Raw genomic sequence first — 19,770 nt, forward strand, 5'->3', positions numbered from 1 at the left:
CTTGGCCGACGCGAGGCGGCGCAGGCGTCCCGCGCGGCAGCTACCGCAGTCAGACTGGCATTGCGTAATGGGCCATGTGCTCGACGAGCATGGCCGGTGCACCCGGAGCCCATGCGCTGGGAGCCATAGGATAGAAGCCCTTCTCCGTATCGCCGCCCGCTCCCCCGAGCGCGATCTGAAGCATCATGAAGACGCGGTTCGGATCCTTCGGATCGGCGGGGTTGGCGAGGAAAAATCGGTTGGGAACGGAGAAGGTAAGGATCTCGTCGATTCCGAAGGCCATGTATTCTGGGGTCCATTCGGACCAATACGTGTGGGGTTCGTCGTACCGGAAGTTGGGCAGCAGTCGCTCGATATCGACGAACTGCCCTTCCTTGGAACCGCCTGTTCCGGCCGCGCCCCACCAGTTAGTCTGGTAGGGAAGGACGGACGCAGGATCAGGCTGGTTAAACGAAATCTCGACCGTGTCCTGCTCGCAGTTCGGCCAGCGATAATGCGGAAGGCACAATTGCCAGCCTGCCGGCCAGCAGCCCTGCTGCATGTTCAGGAGTGCGAATCGATAAGCGAACCGACCATATCCTAGCCGTCCATTGTGTTCGGTCGAGACGAGCGGCGTGGAATGAGTACACAGTTTGGTATGGCCTCCTTGCGCGACCTTGGTAGGTCGCGGAAGTCGCTCCGGGACAAGAAGGCGCCGGCCGTTGAGCATCTGGAGCGGCGCGGTGCCATGCAGGCCTGGATCCGAATAGAGGCCCACTTCTAGATTGGTAAACTGCGCCCGGCCGCTCGGAAGGCTGTTCGTGAAGCATGGGCGTCCGTCTCGATCGAAGCCGGTGGCCGTGCAGTCGAATTCCGTGACGAGATCGCTATAGAAATCGCGCATCCAATTCTTGGCGACGGGTCTCGGCTTTGGCGCGTTCCAGGCCCGGACGATCGCTCCGAGCGCCAACGGTGACGGGTCCGAGGTGTCTGGTCCGATCCGGGCTTCCCCCCTCGCGATAACGGGACGGAAATCATAGGTCACGAAGGGTCGGATCCGGATGCTTGCGGACGCGCTCGGACTCGGCAGGATCACCGGAACGAGGACTTCATCGACATCGTGTTCGAACACGAAGGCGCCGGACCGGGGCGATGCCCCACCGTCGATCTCGAACCGGATGCAGCACGAATACGCACTCGGTCCACCGCGACGGATCGCCACCGTGGCTGTCCGGCCGTTCGGAGCGATTCGCGCGTCATGGATAGAGTAAGATGGCAGGCCGCTGGGCGCCGAACCGGCAGCGGCGTGAGCGGCCGAAACCCGAGGCGCCGTAGCACCGGCCGCCAATAGGGCGAGGATCGCACGACGATTTGGAGATGCGAGCGTTGATCTGGAAAATAGCGGGCCTTGGCTCATGGCCTATCCTGCGTTCACTTAAGGAGCTCGGCGCATCGCGGGCTTTGCTCCGCGATACGATTGATGGCGTGCAGGACACTTCGCGCGGCGCTCAAGCGGTTTGCATGCGGGCGAACTGCTTAATGATAAAGCTCTGCGCAGGTCTTTCGACCAGACGATGTAGAAGCACCGCGATGGCGATTGCCAAGCCGACCCCGAAGACAACGGCCAGCAGAGCGAGATCCACACCGACGCGCGGGGCGGCGATCTTGATCGACGCCTGAACAAAATAAGGATGGCTCAAATAAAGCGCGTACGACGCATCCCCAAGCAGAACTAGGATGGCCACCCAACGCCCACTTAAAGGGGGCAGCGACAGGAAGGATGCCACGATAAGTGTAGCGACGAAACCGTGCTTGATAACCGAAGGCAGGTCTGGATCTAGCAGGTAAAGCAGGAGGGCGCCGGATGCGAGGAGCGCGGCGAGCGCGGTACCTCTGCGTTCGAACGGCAGCCTACTCGCATAGACCTGCGACAGAAGGAGGCCGAAAGCGAACTCGAGGATCAACGGGCTCGTGTAGAAGCGCCAGAGCACCTCCCCCTCAGGCCGTATCCAGCCAACGAGGACAATCAGCGAGAGAAGCGCACAGGAAAGCCAGACGGCATATCGGCCAGCAGTCAAACACAGACAAAATAAGGCGTAGAAATACATTTCAAAACAGAGCGTCCATCCCAGAAAGAGCAGCGGCTGGATGAGTCCATTGTCTTTCTGATAGGGTATAAAAAGATAGGATCGAATAATTTTTTCGGCCGAAACAGTGGTACCGTTGACGAGGGTCGGAGCCGCAAGGGCAACGAATATCACACCGGTGGTGAGCAGCCAGTAGAGCGGCACGACCCGGGCTGCACGACGGAGGGCGAAGTGGCCCATCCCACGCGCCGGTTCGGCCGTGTAGGCAATAATAAAGCCGCTCAGGACGAAGAAAATGTCGACACCGATGACCCCGTCATGGAAGGGGTTTGAAGCTCGGCCCGTCTCAACTGATAACCCGCTACCAACGTGAAATAAAACCACCAGGAAGGCCGCAACGAACCGGAGGATCTGAAGGGCCGGCAAGCGCACGGGGCGCGGACTAGCCGTGGGCGTGGCTGCCGACGCTGAATTGGATTTCGTTCCGTGCACCGAGACGAAGCTGTGAAACATGTGGGCGGCGCTCTCCAGGCACACCATGCAGATTCTCTTGTTTGGTCCTGTTATCACCTTGGCCGAATTAATTAGAGAATGGGAAGCGCATTCAGTCGAAAGTACACCTGTCAAACGGCGTTGAACTTTGATTCTTCCGCAGGTTCGGTGCTGACCGCCTTATGAAGCGTTGATCCCTGGGGTGGCGGAGGGAGAGCGCGATGCGGATCTCGAACCCGTTATTGCCCTCGGTTTCAGAAGGTGTGCAGGTCGACGAGCTTGCGCTGGACACCGAAGCGCTGACGATCACGGCCAGGACGACCGCAGCCCGCGCAGCGTGCCCGCAGTGTGGGCGATGGTCGGCCCGGGTGCATAGCTCGTACTGGCGAACCCTGAAGGACCTGCCCTGGCAGGATCGCTCGGTCATGTGGCGGGTGAAGGTGCGCCGCTTCCGCTGCAGCCATTGTCCGGGCCGCATCTTTGCCGAGCCTGTTCCCGGCCTCGCCCGTGCGAGGGCACAGCGCAGCGATCGATTAGCCGAGGCGCAGACCGATATCGGCATGGCGCTCGGCGGCGAGGCCGGCGCCCGCCTGTCGCGACGGCTTGCCATGCCGGTCAGCGGCGACACCGTCCTGCGGCTGATCCGCCGTTGCAAGAGCGCAAGGTGCTCGTCCCCGCGTGTGGTCGGGATCGATGACTGGGCTTGGCGGTGAGGCCGGCGCTACGGCACGATCGTCTGCGATCTGGAACGGGGTCGCGTCCTCGATCTCCTGCCCGGCCGCGCCTGCGAGCCAGTGCGGGAGTGGCTCGCTGCGCATCCCGACATCGCCGTCGTCAGCCGGGATCGAGCGGGGCCGTACGCCGAGGCTGCGCGGCTCGGCGCGCCACAGGCGATCCAGGTCGCGGACCGCTGGCACCTTCTCGTCAACGCTTCCGAGGCGCTGCGTTCACTCGTCGAGCGACATCAGGCAGAAATCCGGGAGGCCGCCCGCCAGGCAGCGTTCCAAGACGCTCCAGCCGCCATCGTCGCGCTCGCTGCTGCTGACCCGCTTCCGGAGCAGGATACTGGGCACGGTGGCGGCCGACGACGACAGCGCTGCGAGGCGGCGCTACGCCTGCACGGTGAGGGTGTGGCGATCAAGCCGATCGCGCGCACGCTCGGCGCCTCCCGCAACAGCGTACGACGCTGGCTGCGCGTGGGGGCGTTCGTGGCCTATCGCCGGGCACCAGGCCCAAGCCGGCTCGATGCCCATCTGCGCTTTGTCGAGGCGCGCTGGCAGAACCGTCAGCACAACGCGGCGAGCCTGTATCGCGAGCTTCGCGCCATCGGCTGAGGGCGGCTACGAGATCGTCCAGCGCTGGGCGAAGCGACGGCGCCAGGGCCTTCCAACCCGGCCGCCCTCGGCCCGCATCCCGTCGACACGCCGCATCGCGCGGTGCCTGATAAGCGATCCGGCCAGCCTTCCGCCCGCGGATCGCCGCTTCATCGCAGCGCTGTGTGGTCTTGCGCCCAGGCTGCAGGCCGCGGCCGAGCAGATACGCGGGTTCGGCGCAATCCTGCGCGCTCGCGATCCGGCCGCATCGAAGCCGTGGCTAGAGGCGGCGGCCGCGAGTGAACTCGGCGGCTTCGTCGCCGGGCTGCGGCAGGACGAGGCCGCTGTCCACGCGGCCATCGGCGAGCCGTGGAGCAACGGGTCGGTCGAGGGGCACGTGAACCGCCTGAAGCTGATCAAGCGCTCCATGTACGGCCGCGCCGGCCTCGACCTGCTCCGGCAGCGCGTCCTTGACGCCGCGTGAGGCGGACCAGAACCCGCCCGACAAACAAGACCGAGCACCTCCCACCGCCAGCACCGAACCTGCAGAAGAGCCAAAGTTGCACGCCGAAACACACATGGGCGCGGCAGCGGCAGAAGCGGCGCAATTTCGGTCCAGAAATCATCAAGTAGAAGCGAACGAGCTATCATTACCAACGCCTGTCTAAATGATCCGCGCCCGTTCTATTGAGCGCTGCAACAAACGTTGTCGAACTTCCAATAATTTTGAACGTACCTGAGCTATTAGAAAAATATTACCTGAATTACAAATTATACTTTGCATCGTCGTCAATCTGGCTTTGGCGAACCTGACGATGCACATTTAGAATTCTGATACGGAACTTCTTTCAAAGATCCGAAACAATGCCGATCTGTGTAGGATCCTATATTGACATGCTCAAGCTGAAGGCTGAAAAATAATAACTCAATTATCATCTTCTTAAGTGCTGTAGAATATTGCAAACCAGCAAGAAGCATTTATAGTCCGACCTTACGTCGAAGACAAGTAATTGCCATCCTGTGACTTGCTAACCCTTGATCGGATATGTTTTACAGTCACAGGGATTAGGGCAGCAAGAAGAAACTGACTAAAGCTATGGTTTTGGAAGAGCGCATTCTCCAGATTTATCGAGACAGCGAGATAGAAGAAGAAACTCAAAGGTAATGCATCAGCGTAGGATCGGCCGTTGAATGCGGTTACGCAGGCTCGCTTAAAACAAGCCGCAAGACCCAAGAAAAAAAAGATCAGCCCCACCGCACCAAAAGCGACCGCCACGTCATAAAAATTATTGTGAAAAAACCAGAGTTTTTGTCCAATTGCAAATTGCAAATAAGCAAATGGCGTTGAGCTGCTCTCCCAGTACGCCTTATACCCAATTCCGAACCACGGCTCTCTCCAAAACTGATCAGACGCAAATTGCCATAGAAGGGTCCGGCCGCTCAAGGTTCGATCCTTGCCTACGTCGCTTAAGAATTGCTGACTTATCGCATCGCTGTGCACAACAATATAAACTAGCACAACACTTCCTAGGGAGATCGCGAGCCCGATCACGAAACCAGTGAACAGGCGCCCCCTCCGCCAAATCGCGAAAACTATAAGAGGGCTCAATCCGACAAAAGTCGCGACTTGCGCGGTAGTCGAGTGCGATAGATATAGGATAGTGAGCGAACCGACGAACGACGCGCCTGTGATAGGACGCTTCCATCCGTCCATGAACAGGCAGGCTGCGCAGAGTGCGCTGAGTGCCATCATGCTGCCGAGCACGTTTTTATGAGTGTAGATGCCAAACCATGCGTTTCCGGCATCCGTGACGCTTCGGTGAAAAACAAATTCTGACGACACCGATAATATCTGCGCCGCAATGAGAGCGCAGAACAGAATTTTTAATAGACGGGATTGGCCAAAATACAATTGGAAGACATACCCTGCAACAATGGTCATTAACAGCTGTAGGCCGTGATAGAACGAAACGGCCGGTGTAACTGACCAGAGAGCCGAAACCATCGCCAGCATCGGCCAAGCAGTTAGCCAAGGATTCGCTATCAGGCAGTCGTGAAATCGACTCAGGCGAGCCAAGATAGTGAGTAGCGCGGCGATGTCCACAGCGAACCAAACATACCGTTCGCCTGATACGATACCGAGGAGACTGCTGTCGGCATAGCAGACGCATAGGAAAACGGCTGCTAGAGCATCTACATACCCGACGGGTAGCTCATATGTGCCGCTCATTCGTTGTACAGGTCCGGAATGTTCCAATCCGGACGAGATATGCATCGCCATTGCTGCTTCGCGTCTCCAACCGGGCTTCCGGACGCAACGAGTCGATCGACGGAGTTATGAGGTTGCGAAACGGAAGCGGCCGCAACTCAGATTGCCTACCTCTAAAGGGTGGTGCCAGATCCCACCGGTGTACCGCCTGCGGATTGTAGGACACCGATCTGAAGCCTACGCGGCGATGACCGCGGGTGGTAGTTGCGCGGCGCGGATTTCAGCCGGTGGCCGGAACCCGTGTCGCTCAATCAGCCACGTCTCATTGTAGAGATCCCGGAACGCCAGCAGGGCGTGGCGCAGATCCTCGACCGTAGCGAAGTGCTCGACCCACAACAGGTTCTCCTTGAGGGTGCGGATGAAGCGCTCGGCGCAGCCATTCCCCTCCGGGGCGCGCACGAAGGCGGGCGAGATCGCGATGCCCAGGAACGCGAGCTCCGCCTGGAAGGCGTCCGCCATGTACTGGCTTCCGTGATCATGCCGGACGCTCAGGCCGGAGGCGATCTCGGCCGCTAAGCCGCCGAAGCGCTGCCGCACCCCTTGGCGGATCGGCTCCAGTGCCTCGAAGCGCGTGGCCCGGCGCGCCGCATGGGTGCCCACGCACTCGGCCGAGCAGGGATCGTGGGATGCTAAAAGACCGTCCGCCTTCCGATGGAAGTTCTCCGAAGCGGGCTGGCGGCTATCGGCCAGATCCGGCCGGCCGCTTCACGCCCGTCGCAGTCATTCAGCCCGTTCAAGCTAAAGCTCGGACGCGGATATTCCCTCAACGAGGATACCGGGCCGTCAAATTCTCTGCCAGTCGCACGACGATAGCCTTCACCAGGGCCCGCTCCGCCGCGGCGATGCCGGGCTCGTCATCCGTGATCGACAGGGTGACGCCCCCGTCCGCGCCGAGCGCAGCGTCCCAGGTGATCCCCCCGTCCGGCGGGGTCATCAGCAGGGCGTCCTCTATCAGGTTGCGCATGGCGAGGTCGAACAGGTCTGCGTCCATGCGGATCTCGAGCGTCGTGAGGGCGGGCGCGAAAGCGACGCGCTCAGGTGCCGGCACTCCGCCCACCGCGGCGAGCAGGTCTCGCAGGCGCTCCTCGACGGGCATCCAGGCGGTGGTGACCGGGCGCACGCTGCTGTCGAGGCGCGAGACTGTCAGGAGCTGCTGGACGAGGCGCGCCGACTGATCGACCGCGCTCAGAATCTGCGCGAGGGCGGCGTCCCGCATGGTGGCATCGGTCGCCTGCATGGCCACCTGCACCTGCGTCTTCAGGCCCGCCAGCGCTGTGCGCAACTCGTGCGCCGCATAGGCCAGAAAGGTGCGCTCGTATTCGCGCGCCGCGACGACCTTGCCGAACAGCCGATTGCGCGGATCTTGGCGGTGACGCCGCGGATGCGCTTCCGCCGTCGGACGGGGTCGAGGCCTGAGCGCTCAGCCTCTCGGCGGCGGCGTCGAGGATCTGCGGAACCAGCCGGAGTTGCGTGCGCCCGTCACGGCTATTCGGCAGACGTCGGCGGCATCCCCGAAGCCGGCACAGGCTCAGGCCAGATCGCAAGTCGGGCTGCGGCCGCCTCCGAACCTTCGGCCCGTCACCGCCTCACGCTGCCGCGATGATCGGCATCGTGTCGATCCGGTCCCCGCCCTATCCTGGGGGGCTTGCCTAACGGAAGCCAGTCGAAGCATTGACCGCCGGCCGTAGTTCCGCATCACGTATTCGCGAGCCGTGTCCAGGATGCACAGCAGTCTTCGCCAGTATCATCACAAGATCGAGACGCCTTCCACTACACGATCCCGGCATTATGGGACGTTTTTCCCTGTGGTTGAGCGATATTGTTCACGCCGCCCCATCCCCTGGCATATGTCGCGACCAACCGCAGATCCTCTAGAGAGGCTATCGGCAAGAAATATAAATCTGATCATTCACGTATCTTCAGATTGTTTCCCGACATTTCCGGAGCGCCCTCGGAGACGAGATCATCAAATTGCCGCCCTGGCCCGATGAATGCATTATACGATACGCTGGCGTTCACGGCCCGCGGTTCCAGCGCGCATCCATCACGGCAGATGTAAGGCAATGGCGGCGATCGTCCGACTGGCTCTGCTTCGACCCTACACCTTCGTCGTGATGTCGATCCTGATCCTGATCTTCGGGGTGATGTCTGTATTCCGGACGCCCAACGACATTTTTCCAAGTATCGGCATCCCCGTGATCAGCGTCGTCTGGCAGTATGCCGGCCTCCCGCCGGAGGATATGTCCGGCCGCATCGTCTCGGTGTTCGAGCGCTCGCTGACGACCACGGTCAACGACATCGAGCACATCGAGTCGCAATCGGTCTCCGGCTACGGGATCGTGAAGATCTACTTCCAGCCCAACGTCGACATCACAGCCGCTCAAGCGCAGGTCACCGCGATCTCTCAGACACAGCTCAAGCAGCTGCCGCCCGGGATCACGCCACCCCTGATGCTCGCCTACAACGCGTCGAGCGTGCCGATCATCCAGCTGGCCCTGTCGAGTGACACCCTCTCGCAGTCAGCACTGAACGATCTGGCCCAGAACTTCATCAGGCCGCAGCTCACCACGATCCCGGGGGCTCAGCTTCCCTACGCCTACGGCGGCGCGGCACGGCAGGTGCAGATCGACCTCGATCAGTCGGCGCTCCACGCTCACGGCCTCTCGGCGGCGGATGTCGGCGCGGCGCTGGCCCGGCAGAACCTGATCACCCCGGTCGGAACCCAGAAGATCGGCACCTTCGAGTGGATCGTCGATCTCAACGACTCCCCGAAGACGATCGAGGCGTTCAACGACCTGCCGGTCAAGGTCGTGGACGGCGCCGTGGTGTTCATGCGCGACGTCGCCCATGTCCGCAACGGCTCGCCGCCGCAAACCAACGTCGTTCAGCTCGACGGCAAGAAGGGCGTGCTGATGTCGATCCTGAAGATCGGCAACGCCTCGACCCTCGACATCATCGCGGGCGTCAAGGCCCGGATACCGACCATCCAGGCAACGCTGCCGGCCGGCGTCGATCTCAAATACGTGGCCGACCAGTCGGGCTTCGTGCGCGAGTCCGTGGTGGCGGTGGTGCGCGAGGGCGTCATCGCCGCAGCGCTGACCGGTCTGATGATCCTCGTGTTTTGGGAAGCTGGCGGTCGACGCTGATCATCACGGTGTCGATCCCGCTCGCAGTTCTGTGCTCGCTGATCGCCCTCTCGGCGCTCGGCCAGACCATCAACGTCATGACGCTCGGCGGCCTCGCACTGGCGGTGGGCATCCTCGTCGACGACGCCACCGTGACGATCGAGAACATCAACCGGCACATGGAGGAGTTTGACGAGGATATCGTCACGGCGATCACCCGCGGCGCGCAAGAGATCATGCCGCCGGCCACCATCGCGCTCTTCTGCATCTGCATCGCCTTCGTGCCGCTGCTGGCGCTGGGCGGCGTCGCCGGCTTCCTGTTCCGGCCGCTGGCGATGGCGGTGGTGTTCGCGATGATCGCGTCCTACGGCCTCACGTACACGTTGGTGCCGACGCTGGCGCGCTATCTCCTGGCCGAACACGCACGCGGCGATGCCGCGGGCGTTCGCCCCGGAGCCTTCACCCGTTTCCAGCGGAGCTTCGAGCGCCGCTTCGAAGCCTTGCGCCAGGGCTATCTCGGCCTGCTCGCCCTGGCGCTGTCGCACCGGAAGCTGTTTGCCGGAGGCTTTCTCACGGTGGTCGCAGTGTCGTTCGGCCTCGTTCCCTATCTCGGACGCGACTTCTTCCCCGAAGTCGATGCGGGCGCGCTGCGCATCCACCTGCGGGCTCCGACAGGAACGCGTATCGAGGAGATGACGGCGCTGACCGGGCGGGTTGAGGGACGGGTGCGCGCCCTGATCCCGCAGGAACGCGTAGCCAGCGTCGTCAACAATATCGGCCTGCCGATCAGCGGCATCAACATTTCTTACGGCAACAGCGGCACCATCGGCACCTTCGACGCCGACATGCTGGTGACGCTGAACGCAGGAGAAGGGGTTTCCACGGCCGCGCTGAGTCGGAGCTTGCGCGAGCGGCTGCCGCAGGACTTTCCCGGCATGACCTTCTCGTTCCTGCCGGCCGACATCGTCAGCCAGATCCTCAACTTCGGTTCGCCGGCCGCCCTGGACGTGCAGGTGGCGGGCGCCGACGTCGAGGGCGGGCGCGACTACGCCAACAAGCTGCTGGCGCGGGTCCGTCGGGTGGCCGGGGTCGCAGACGCCCGCATCCAGGAGCAGGCGAATAATCCGGCTCTCAAGGTCGACTTCAACCGTGGGCTGGCCGGCGTCGTCGGCCTCACCGAAGGCGATGCCGCCCAGAGCATCCAGGCCAGCCTCTCGGGCAGCACGCAGACCGCTCCGACCTACTGGCTCGACCCACGAAACGGCGTCTCGTACCCGGTGTCTGTTCAGACCCCGCAATATGCCATCGACACACTGGGCGATCTCAACAACCTGCCGATCACCGCGGCGCGCTCGGATCAGCTCCTGGGCGGCCTCGCGACCGTCGTCCCCGAGCCCCTGAGTGCCGTGGTGACGGACTACAACATCGCGCGCACCGTCAACATCCTGGCGACGACGCAGGACCGCGACCTCGGGAGCGTCGCGGCGGACATCCAGCGGGCGATCGACGACACGCGGGGAGACCTGCCGAAGGGATTGACCGTCACAGTGCGCGGGCAGGCGGTCACGATGGCCAACGCCTACCAGCAGTTGCTGGTCGGCCTCGCGTTCTCGATCGTGCTCATCTACCTGCTCATCGTCATCAACTTCCAATCCTGGGTCGACCCGTTCGTCATCGTGATGGCGCTGCCGGCCGCGCTGGCCGGTATCGTGTGGATGCTGTTTGCCACCCACACGCACGTCTCCGTCCCGGCGCTGACTGGGGCGATCATGTGCATGGGCGTGGCTACCGCCAATTCAATCCTGGTCATCAGCTTCGCTCGCGAGCAGCTCCGCGCCGGCCGTACGGCGATCGGGGCTGCTCTGGCGGCGGGCGCGACGCGCCTACGGCCTGTGATGATGACCGCGCTCGCGATGATTATCGGCATGGCGCCGATGGCGATCGAGCCCGGTCAGAACGCGCCGCTGGGCCGTGCCGTCATCGGTGGCCTGCTCGTCGCTACGCTGGCGACGCTGTTCTTCGTGCCGGTGGTCTTCAGCATCGTGCACGGCCGGTCCCGCCGCGTTGGTGAGGCCGCGCCCGGCCCGTCATCCGACTCCGCGACCGGCACCGTGCCGTCCCCGTCCGCCTAGATCCGGAATCATCATGCACAGTTCAGAGGACGCCCCGGAGCCCAAGATGCCCGCGAAGCGGAAGGTGGCCACACTCCTATCGGGCATGGCGGTCGGGGCCGCCGCGCTCGCCTGGGTCGGCATCAGTGACCGTGCGAGAGGTATGCAGGAGGTCGATGCTTGGACCGAGCGTCAGGCGGTGCCCACCGTTCGGGTGGTCCATGCGCAGCGCGGCCCTATGAACGAGGACTTGAGCCTGCCCGGCTCGCTTAGCGCCTACTACACCGGCTCGCTCTATGCGCGCGCCAGCGGCTACGTCACAGCCTGGCATAAGGACCTGGGTGCACGCGTCCGTAAGGACGAAGTCCTGGTGCAGATCTCGGCACCGGATCTCGATCAGCAGCTCGCCGAGGCGCGCGCCACGCTCACCCAGCTCCAGGCGGCGGTCGATCAAGCCCAGGCGAACGCCGACCTCAGCGCGGCCACCAACAAGCGCACCACCCGCCTCGTGGCGCAGGGCTGGTCGAGCGAGGAGCGTGGCGACACAGACCGCTTCACCGCGGCATCGCGCACCGCGGCCCTGTCGGTCGCCAAGGCGAACCTCGTCGCCCAGCAGGCGAATGTCGGAAGGCTGGAGGAACTGACGCGGTTCAAGGAGATCAAGGCACCCTTCGACGGCGTCGTGACCGCGCGCAACGTCGATCTCGGAGACCTTCTGACAGCCGGCGGAACCTCGGGGAAGCCCCTCTACCGCGTTTCCGACATCCATCGCGTGCGCGTCTACGTGAATGTCCCGCAGGCGTTCCTCGGGGCGATGAAGCCGGGCCTCAAGGCCTCCATGCGTGTGCCGGGGCTGGAGGAGACGTTCACCGCCGAGGTCACCTCAACTGCGAACTCCGTCGCGGAGGACTCGCGCAAGGGGCTCGTCGAGCTGCAAGCCGAAAATCCGGACGGACGGCTCTGGCCGGGCGCTTTCGTCGAGGTGCAATTCCACATGCCGTCGAACCCGGGAGCCCTGCGCGTTCCCACGACCGCTTTGGTTTTCAACCGCAACGGAATCCTCGTCGCGCAGGTCCAGGACGATAACCGGATCGTGCTGAAGCCGGTAACGCTCGGCCGCAACCTCGGCAACGACGTCGAAGTGCGCTCGGGTATTACAACTGCCGAACGGCTCATCGACAACCCGCAGGAGTTCCTGGCGTCCGGCGACCTCGTCCGTGTTGCCGGGCAAGATGCACCCCCGCACACCGCATCGGCGGAATGATCCCGCAGGACTCTTCGCGGTCAGCAGCAGCACTCAATCGACCGACGGTCTTCGGACCGTTTCGATCGAGAGGATCGGCCAGAACCGGGCTAACACTCCGCAAGCGACGGCCGCTTTGCGGCGCCTCAAGCTCCGCAATAGACGGTCCGTAACAGACGGACGGCTTCCGGCCAGACGGTATCAGGCCGGATCGTCGTCGCACCCAGGACCGGACGTTCGGCTTCGCGCCCAATTCGGTCATTCGGTGCACACTGCCGTGTTCTCCGAAGCGGACGCTCCGGCAGCTCCACGCATAAGACCGAGGATCGCGCGCACGTGCTCTCGATTGGCGAGGAGATCCAGGCAAGGAATGTCGCCCCGCTGATCCGCGCTGAGGCCGTCGCGGCGGATGCGTCTTCGTTCGGACCTGCCTGAACAAGGTGGAGAACCACCTCGAACGTGTTCGCGCCGAGGCGTTCTGAGAACGGATCATGCAGGAAGTCGCCTAATATTGGCTACGGAATCGCCTTCGGGCGGACGATAGTCGCTCTCCCGAGGAGCGACGTGGCGCTGGTCAGCCCATCGCATTGCGGAGTTCGCCTACGTGGATGTCGTCGAGATCCATCGCTCGCCGTGGCGGGCCATCGGCCTCTTCCTGGCCTCCATCGGTTTCACGGCCTTCGCAAGGTGGCTGATCTATGCGCACCCGACAATTGGGCGCACGGCCGTGACGCCCGGAAGCTTCGCCGAGTTCGAGGCCTATGCCGGCGTCGCGTTCTTCGGCCTCTGTACGGTGCTGATATTCCCCAAGCTGTTCCAGTCGAAACCGGTGGTGTCCGTCGGGTCGCGCGGGATCTACGATCGCAGGCTATCGACCGACTGGATCCCCTGGGAGACGATCCGCAGCGTGACGCCGATGCAGATCCAGCGGCAGCGCATGCTGGTGCTGGAGATCGACCCGGCGGCCGACGCGCATCTGCCCTGGACGAAAGGGGCGCGCCGCAGGGCCAAACTGAACTGGGTCTTCGGGCGGTCCGGATACTGGATGACGGCGGCCGATCTGCGCGGCGGCTTCCCGGCATTGGCCGAGGCGGTGTCCGCGGCCCGGCGCGGCGCGTAGCCTGCGGTCCGCCGGCTATTCCATCGCCGCCCGTTCGCTCATCCGGGAACTGACCCGGTGTCAGGTTCGTCGACGCCCGCGTTTACCGGCTGCTTCCAGAGGCCGCGCGGCACGCTCGAAGCCGGCCCAGAAACCCTTGCCGAGCGCCGCCAGGCGACCGGGCAGGGTGGCGACGTCGAAACGCGCTCCGGAACCGAGGGACGGGAGTTCGTCCCAGCCGACCGGCACCGAGACCGGCGCTCCCGCGCGGGTGCGGGTCGAGAAGGCCGCGACCGCGGTCGCACCACGCTGGTTGCGCAGGTAGTCGATGAAGATGCGGCCGTCCCTGGCCTTCTTCGACACGATCGCGACGTAGCGGTCGGGCGCGTCCCTGGCCATCTCGGAGGCGAGGCGCTTGGAGAATGCCTTCGCTTCGTCCCACCCGGCCTTCGGTTCGACCGGGACGACGACGTGCAGTCCCTTGCCGCCGGTCGTCTTGACGAAGGCGCCGAACCCCGAGCTTCGCAGACGCTCTCGGACCTCCAGCGCGCCGGCGACGAGGTCGGTCCAGGCCACCCCGTCCCCGGGATCCAGATCGAAGACCAAGCGGTCCGGCCGATCCGGGTCGGCGGCCGTCGCGCCCCAGGGATGGATCTCGAGGACGCTCGCCTGGACCAGGGCGCGCAGGCCATCCAGGTCGCCGATCACGACCGCCTTCCCGGTCTCGCCTTCGAGGACGCGGAGAAGGCGTTCGTCGATCCCGGCCCAGCCGTGCTTCTGGTAGAAGCACGAGCCGAGGCCGTCCGGGCACCGGACGAGGGACAGGGGCCTGTCGATCACGTGCGGCAGGATGCGGTCGGCGATCTCGGCATAGTACTCGGCCAAGCCCTCCTTCGTCAGGCCGACGTCGGGCCAGAGCACGCGATCCGGATGCGTGAGCGTCACGGTCTCCTCCGCGGTTCTCCGCTTCGGCACCCGTGGGGGTGCCGGCGCCGCCTCCCGGACGACCTCGTCGGGTGCCACGTCTGTCCGGACGGTCTTGAACGACGCGTGCCGCAGCTGGCCGTCGTCCGTCCATCCGCGGAAGGTCACCTCGCAGACGAGGCGCGGCTCCACCCATCGGGCGTTGCGGCGCGCCTGAGGTGACAGCTCGGCGTCGAACGGAGGTGCCGGTATCCGCAGAGGCTCCAGCTTCGCCCGGAGCTCGCGCGCGACCGCGTCGCCGAACCCCGTGCCCACCCGACCGACGTGGACGAGGGTACCGTCCTGGTGCGTGCCCAGGATCAACGAGCCGACGGATTTCGGGCCCGTGCCGGAGGGCATGAAGCCCGCGACGACGAACTCCTGGGAGCCGGTGCATTTCACCTTGCGCCAGAGATCGCTTCGTCCGGAGCGGTAGGCCGCGTCGGCCCGCTTGGCGACGATGCCTTCGAGCCCGAGGCGGCAGGCATGGCGGGCCATGGACGCACCGTCGTCGACGAGATGCTCGCTGAACCGGATCCGGTCGGCGGACCCCGCATCGTCTAGGCTCTGCAGCAGCAGAGCCTTGCGCTCGGTCAGGGGGAGGGCGCGGATGTCCTTGCCGTCGAGGTAGAGCAAGTCGAAGGCGTAGAAGAGCGCCGCGCCCGTGTCGCCGTCGGCGAGGGCCTGCTGGAGCGCGGAGAAGCTCGAGATGCCGCTCGCGTTCTCGACGACGATCTCGCCGTCGATCAGAGCGGAGTGCAGCTTCAGCTCCTCGAGGGCCTTCGCGATCGGCTCGAACTTCGACGTCCAGTCGAGGCCGGAGCGCGTCGACAGCTTCACGGTGCCGCCGTCGATGCGCGCCTGCATGCGGTAGCCGTCGTGCTTGATCTCGTACAGCCAGCCCTCTCCGGTCGGCGCCGCGTCGACGAGGGTCGCCAAGGCAGGCTCGACGAAGGGCGGCAGCACGCCTTTGCGGGCGCGCGGGGACTGGGCCGAGGCGGGCTTCGTCACGCGCGTCGAGGCGACCTTCGCGCGTGCCGCATGGTCGGGTCTGACCTCGCCGCCGGCGGCGAGGTCGCGATTGGTCCGGCCCGACAGGACCGACGCGTCGTGCTCGCCGAGGATGTCGCCCTCGCGGCGGGCATGCTCGTCCTCGGCCTTCATCAGCAGCCACGGCTGCTTCTTCTCGCCGCCGCGGCCCTTCATGCGCACGAGATGCCACCGGCCGCCGAGCCGCTCGCCCCGCAGAACGAATTCGAGGTGGCCCTTCTCGAGGCCGGCGGCCGGATCGCCGACCGGCTCCCAGGACCCTATGTCCCAGACGATCATGGTCCCGCCGCCGTACTGGCCCTTGGGGATCGCCCCTTCCCAGCGCAGGTAGTCGAGGGGATGGTCCTCGGTCCGTACCGCGAGCCGCTTCTCGGCCGGCGACAGGCTCGGCCCGCGGGTGACGGCCCAGCTCTTGAGCACTCCGTCCATCTCCAGCCGCAGGTCGTAGTGCAGGCGTCGGGCGTCGTGCTTCTGGACGACGAAGCGCGCCTTGGCGGTCTTCCGCCCGCGGCGTCCCCGCGGCTCGGACGAGGCCTCGAAATCCCGCTTCTCGCGGTACGGCTTCAGGAGCTCGGACATGACTTTCGGCAAACCGCCGCGGTCGAAGGCCGGTTCCGGAATGCCGCTCCGACTACGGGGACAGACAAGAACTCGCAAATTATCCACAGGGCGGACTGTGCAGGAACGAGTCGAGAGCGACTCTCGTTGAGTCGCCGAATTCGTGATCGGCACCGCATTGACTCATCGCCGGCAACGAATACTTGTGCGAATTCTGGAGGCTGCGGTGGCATCGCGCGCCAATTGGAAGGGGCACCTGAGACTTTCGCTCGTCTCCTGCGCCGTCGGTCTGTATCCGGCGGTCAGCTCGTCGCGGGACCTGAAGTGCCACACGATCAACCGCGAGACCGGCAACCGCGTGAAGCAGCTGCTGGTCGACTCGGTGACAGGCGAGAGCGTCGATCGCGACGACCAAGTGAAGGGCTGCGAGGTCGCCAAGGACGAGCTCGTCCCCGTCGAGGACGAGGAGCTCAGCGAGATCGCGCTGGAAAGCACGCACACGATCAACATCGAGGCGTTCTGCAGGCGCGAGGAGGTCGACGAGCGCTACCTCGACAAGCCATACTACCTCGCGGCCGAGGACAAGGTCTCCCGCGAAGCGTTCGCCGTCATCCGGGATGCGATGAAGAAGAAGGGGATGGCGGGCCTGGCGCGGATCGTTATCTACAAGCGGGAGCGCGTCGTCCTGATCGAGCCCTACGGCAAGGGCCTGCTGGCGACCCTGCTGCGGTACCAGGACGAGGTGCGGTCGCCCACCGCCTACTTCGAGGACATGCCGGACGGCAATCCGACAGACGAGATGCGGTCCCTGGCCGAGGAGCTGATCGCCCGGTCGACGAGGAAGTTCGATCCGTCGAAGTTCGAGGATCGCTACGAGGAGGCGCTCATCGCGCTGGTTAAGGGCAAGGCGAAGAAGCCCGAGAAGGGCAAGGGTCGATCGAAGGCGGCGGCATCGAGCTCCGGCAACGTCGTCAACCTGATGGAGGCCCTCAGGCGCAGCATCGACTCAGAGAAGGGTGGATCCTCCGCTCAGCCGGCCGCTGTCCGGAAGAAGGCGGGTTCGAAGCGGTCGCGGCCAAATTCGACCCGCGACGCGGGCAAGGCGACGTCCTCGAAGCCGCGGAAGGCCGCGTGATGGCCGCTCGTCCGCTCCGGCCTCCGGCCCTGGTCCTCTCCCGTAGCGGCGCACGGCGGCGACGGGCGTGCCGAATGCTCGAGAGACTCGGCTACCACCCGCTCGGGTTCTCCTCCAACAAGGATGCGGAGGCGTGGCTGGAGGAGGACACGCCGGAAGCCGCGATCGTGGACGATCCCTGCGATCGCGAACTGGAAGGCCTGTTCGGCGTCCTCAAGGCGCGGAACGTCGATCTGATCGCCCTGGATGGCCCGCCGCCGCAGCCTTCCAAGGCGTGAGGCTGGAAATTCCGGTCACGACATGGCGACATGACCGAGCCGGGTCTTGGCGAACGGAGGCTGACCGAAGCGGGCCTTCGGTATCAGGTAGTTGACAAGAGCGGCGCCGAGGTCGTCAGGGACGAGTTCCTTGTGCTTCTCGAGTATGAATTCGGCAAAGTTAGCGTTGCCGGACACGCCGCAGGCGAGGCAATATCGAACCACGGCCTCGGTCGTATGCCCGTGAAGCGATAGATACGTGTCGATATTCTTTACGAACACGGTATCCGCAAACACTGTCCGACCTCTGGCCATGTGATCCCTGTGCTGGGTCGCATACCGCCAATTCTCATTGGTCAGATGCAGCACCTCGAAATCCTGTCCGCGCATGTAGGCGACGGTCTCGTCGAAGTGCGGCTCCCCCTCGTAGGCCGGCATAAAACGGAGCTCGGCCTGTACGACGGCGGCCCCGGCGATGTGCTCCCGGGCGTCGCGCAGGACCAAGCCGTCTATGCCCTCCAGATCGCTCTTGAAATAATCGAGACCTGAGACCCCGATTTCATCGAGGGCATCCGACATGCGCTTGGCTTTGACCTTGTGAACCGCTTTGACCCTTGCTAGATCCCGGAGGCCAAACGCCTCGAGGATCTCCTGCTTGTCCTCCAGCAGTGACGACGCGTAGATGAAGTGCTTCTCGCGGAATTCATAATCTCCCGCGGTAGGAGCGATGACGCAGTTGATAGGCGAGTACCGACCGAACTTCGATCTGTTGGAGCCTACAGACAGAGCGTCGAGCGATATGAAGTGGATCGCGCTCGCGATCTCGGATGGAACCCGCACGATCGCCTCGCCCGACGATCCGAAATCAGCCATGTTGAGGAAGCCGTCGAGGCACGCCCTTATTGTCCGCGCATCCTTCTTGGCGTCATCCCTTATCGCTTCGACACGATCGGCGAATTCCTCGACGGAAAAGCTCCGCAGAAGGGCCGAGCACGTGCCGAGGAGGTCGCTGTCGAATGGATTCTCCAGGACTATTCCCGAAATGTAGTTGACCGCGTTCGGCAGGTCGCCTTGTTGAAAGCTGACGACCGAAAGTCCGATCAAGGCTCGCGGATTCTTGTCTTCTACTTTGAGTATCGCCTCCAGAAGATTTCTGGCTTCTTGGTGCCGTCCCGCTTGGATATCGGCGTTGGCTCGATCGAGAGCTTCTTCGACGGACATCTCGGCCATTCTATTGCGCCCACGCTGGAGATTGCAGGTGGCTTATGCGAGCGCGCGAAGGGTCCTTGGCGCAATCTGGCAAGACACCGCGACAGTGACCTGAGGTATGGTCCGCCACATCTGTCTTAAGGGTTAACGCTTGTTTGATGCCGGTTGGCCGCTCGAGCTGCCGGGATGGAACCAGAGGCTCTCGGTCAAGGCCGGGACGCCTGCTTATGAGTGACGCGTTTCGCTCCGTTCCTTTCCGATCCGGATCGACTGAAGGCCGTCCGCATCTCTGGTCGGCCTTCTCCGAAGCGGTTGTTCCGCTTTCGGCCAAATCCGGCCCACCGGAATGTGCTTCGGAATGACCGGGGTGGGTGGATGAACGAACCGGCTCGCGCGGGATGGGTGGCAGCTTTGATGATGGCGGATTGACCCGAGCGCCCTGTGCCAATTGAGCGCCGCACAGCCCGGGCGGACGATCCCGGCTCTCTTATTTCGAGCGGAGCCATCCCATGACCATCCTCGCCGTTCCCGCCGCTGCCGGCGGCTCGCTGCGTCAGCGCCTGATCGACGACATGAACCCTGCGCCGGTTCTCCCGGGCGACGTAGCACAACTACATCCGCGACGTCGGGCCGCTGGCCGCCTTCCTGCGGCGATCATCCTAGCGATATGCTGGAACCGCTGACGAACAGATCATATCATTACCGCATAGGAGCGAACGATGGTGACCAGGAAAGAGCAGTCGAGCAGGCTGCCGCGTCACAATACGCTACGATCCCTCATTCGCGTGCGCGATCCCGCACGCGATGACGGACGTGCTCGCAAAGTGCTCGCAGCGCAGCACGCAGTGAGATGACACGGTGCGGATCGCCCTTACAAGCT

Annotated in this window: 13 protein-coding genes and 2 pseudogenes; 8 read left to right on the forward strand and 7 right to left on the reverse strand. The window is 63.9% G+C overall.

What is annotated here, in order from left to right:
• Window positions 1-49 precede the first annotated feature (49 nt).
• Both LOK46_RS27820 and LOK46_RS27825 read right to left on the reverse strand, forming a co-directional pair.
• Window positions 50-1,201 (reverse strand): family 16 glycosylhydrolase, encoded by a 1,152-nt coding sequence (locus LOK46_RS27820; RefSeq protein WP_273561541.1) that lies wholly within the window; start codon window positions 1,199-1,201, stop codon window positions 50-52.
• A gap of 286 nt (window positions 1,202-1,487) precedes the next feature.
• Window positions 1,488-2,606: an acyltransferase family protein gene (locus tag LOK46_RS27825; RefSeq protein WP_273561542.1), complete on the reverse strand. Its 1,119-nt coding sequence runs from the start codon at window positions 2,604-2,606 to the stop codon at window positions 1,488-1,490.
• A gap of 173 nt (window positions 2,607-2,779) precedes the next feature.
• Here LOK46_RS27825 and LOK46_RS32975 point away from each other — a divergent pair, with 173 nt between their 5' ends.
• Together LOK46_RS32975 and LOK46_RS27830 are read left to right on the forward strand one after the other, a co-directional pair.
• A complete protein-coding gene (locus tag LOK46_RS32975) occupies window positions 2,780-3,271 on the forward strand; it encodes a transposase family protein (RefSeq protein WP_443192851.1) in 492 nt (163 codons plus the stop codon).
• 52 nt (window positions 3,272-3,323) lie between these two features.
• Window positions 3,324-4,355 carry a hypothetical protein gene (locus tag LOK46_RS27830; protein ID WP_443192914.1) on the forward strand — a complete coding sequence of 344 codons (1,032 nt, stop codon included), beginning with the start codon at window positions 3,324-3,326 and terminating at the stop codon, window positions 4,353-4,355.
• Window positions 4,356-4,862: 507 nt separating this feature from the next.
• Here the strand turns inward: LOK46_RS27830 and LOK46_RS27835 are convergent.
• From LOK46_RS27835 to LOK46_RS27845, 3 genes and pseudogenes are all read right to left on the reverse strand, one after another.
• The gene (locus tag LOK46_RS27835; RefSeq protein WP_273561543.1) at window positions 4,863-6,152 is read right to left on the reverse strand and encodes an O-antigen ligase family protein; all 1,290 of its coding nucleotides are present in this window, start codon (window positions 6,150-6,152) and stop codon (window positions 4,863-4,865) included.
• 165 nt (window positions 6,153-6,317) lie between these two features.
• Window positions 6,318-6,761: pseudogene (locus LOK46_RS27840) on the reverse strand (integrase core domain-containing protein); the annotation flags it as partial.
• 142 nt (window positions 6,762-6,903) lie between these two features.
• Complete coding sequence (locus tag LOK46_RS27845; RefSeq protein ID WP_273561544.1) at window positions 6,904-7,422, reverse strand: sensor histidine kinase; 519 nt, start codon at window positions 7,420-7,422, stop codon at window positions 6,904-6,906.
• 781 nt (window positions 7,423-8,203) lie between these two features.
• Between LOK46_RS27845 and LOK46_RS27850 the strand changes: the two are divergent.
• The 3 genes and pseudogenes from LOK46_RS27850 (at window position 8,204) to LOK46_RS27860 (ending at window position 13,739) form a co-directional block, all read left to right on the forward strand.
• Window positions 8,204-11,397, forward strand: a pseudogene (locus tag LOK46_RS27850) (efflux RND transporter permease subunit).
• A gap of 46 nt (window positions 11,398-11,443) precedes the next feature.
• A complete protein-coding gene (locus LOK46_RS27855) occupies window positions 11,444-12,640 on the forward strand; it encodes an efflux RND transporter periplasmic adaptor subunit (RefSeq protein ID WP_273561545.1) in 1,197 nt (398 codons plus the stop codon).
• A gap of 583 nt (window positions 12,641-13,223) precedes the next feature.
• A complete protein-coding gene (locus tag LOK46_RS27860; RefSeq protein WP_273561546.1) occupies window positions 13,224-13,739 on the forward strand; it encodes an STM3941 family protein in 516 nt (171 codons plus the stop codon).
• A 60-nt stretch (window positions 13,740-13,799) separates the two neighbouring features.
• Here the strand turns inward: LOK46_RS27860 and ligD are convergent, their stop codons facing one another.
• A complete protein-coding gene (ligD, locus tag LOK46_RS27865; protein WP_273561547.1) occupies window positions 13,800-16,310 on the reverse strand; it encodes a DNA ligase D in 2,511 nt (836 codons plus the stop codon).
• Window positions 16,311-16,515: 205 nt separating this feature from the next.
• On the opposite strand from ligD, the gene ku reads away from it, so the two are divergent.
• Together ku and LOK46_RS27875 are read left to right on the forward strand one after the other, a co-directional pair.
• Entirely contained in the window at window positions 16,516-17,424 is a 909-nt protein-coding gene (gene ku / locus LOK46_RS27870; RefSeq protein WP_273561548.1) for a non-homologous end joining protein Ku, read from the forward strand.
• Between the two features lie 74 nt (window positions 17,425-17,498).
• Window positions 17,499-17,702 (forward strand): hypothetical protein, encoded by a 204-nt coding sequence (locus LOK46_RS27875; protein WP_273561549.1) that lies wholly within the window; start codon window positions 17,499-17,501, stop codon window positions 17,700-17,702.
• 15 nt (window positions 17,703-17,717) lie between these two features.
• Here the strand turns inward: LOK46_RS27875 and LOK46_RS27880 are convergent, their stop codons facing one another.
• Window positions 17,718-18,911: a tetratricopeptide repeat protein gene (locus LOK46_RS27880; RefSeq protein ID WP_273561550.1), complete on the reverse strand. Its 1,194-nt coding sequence runs from the start codon at window positions 18,909-18,911 to the stop codon at window positions 17,718-17,720.
• A 488-nt stretch (window positions 18,912-19,399) separates the two neighbouring features.
• On the opposite strand from LOK46_RS27880, the gene LOK46_RS27885 reads away from it, so the two are divergent.
• The gene (locus LOK46_RS27885; RefSeq protein ID WP_273561551.1) at window positions 19,400-19,573 is read left to right on the forward strand and encodes a hypothetical protein; all 174 of its coding nucleotides are present in this window, start codon (window positions 19,400-19,402) and stop codon (window positions 19,571-19,573) included.
• The last annotated feature ends 197 nt before the right edge of the window (window positions 19,574-19,770 follow it).

Source organism: Methylobacterium sp. NMS14P (assembly GCF_028583545.1).
Taxonomy (GTDB): domain Bacteria; phylum Pseudomonadota; class Alphaproteobacteria; order Rhizobiales; family Beijerinckiaceae; genus Methylobacterium.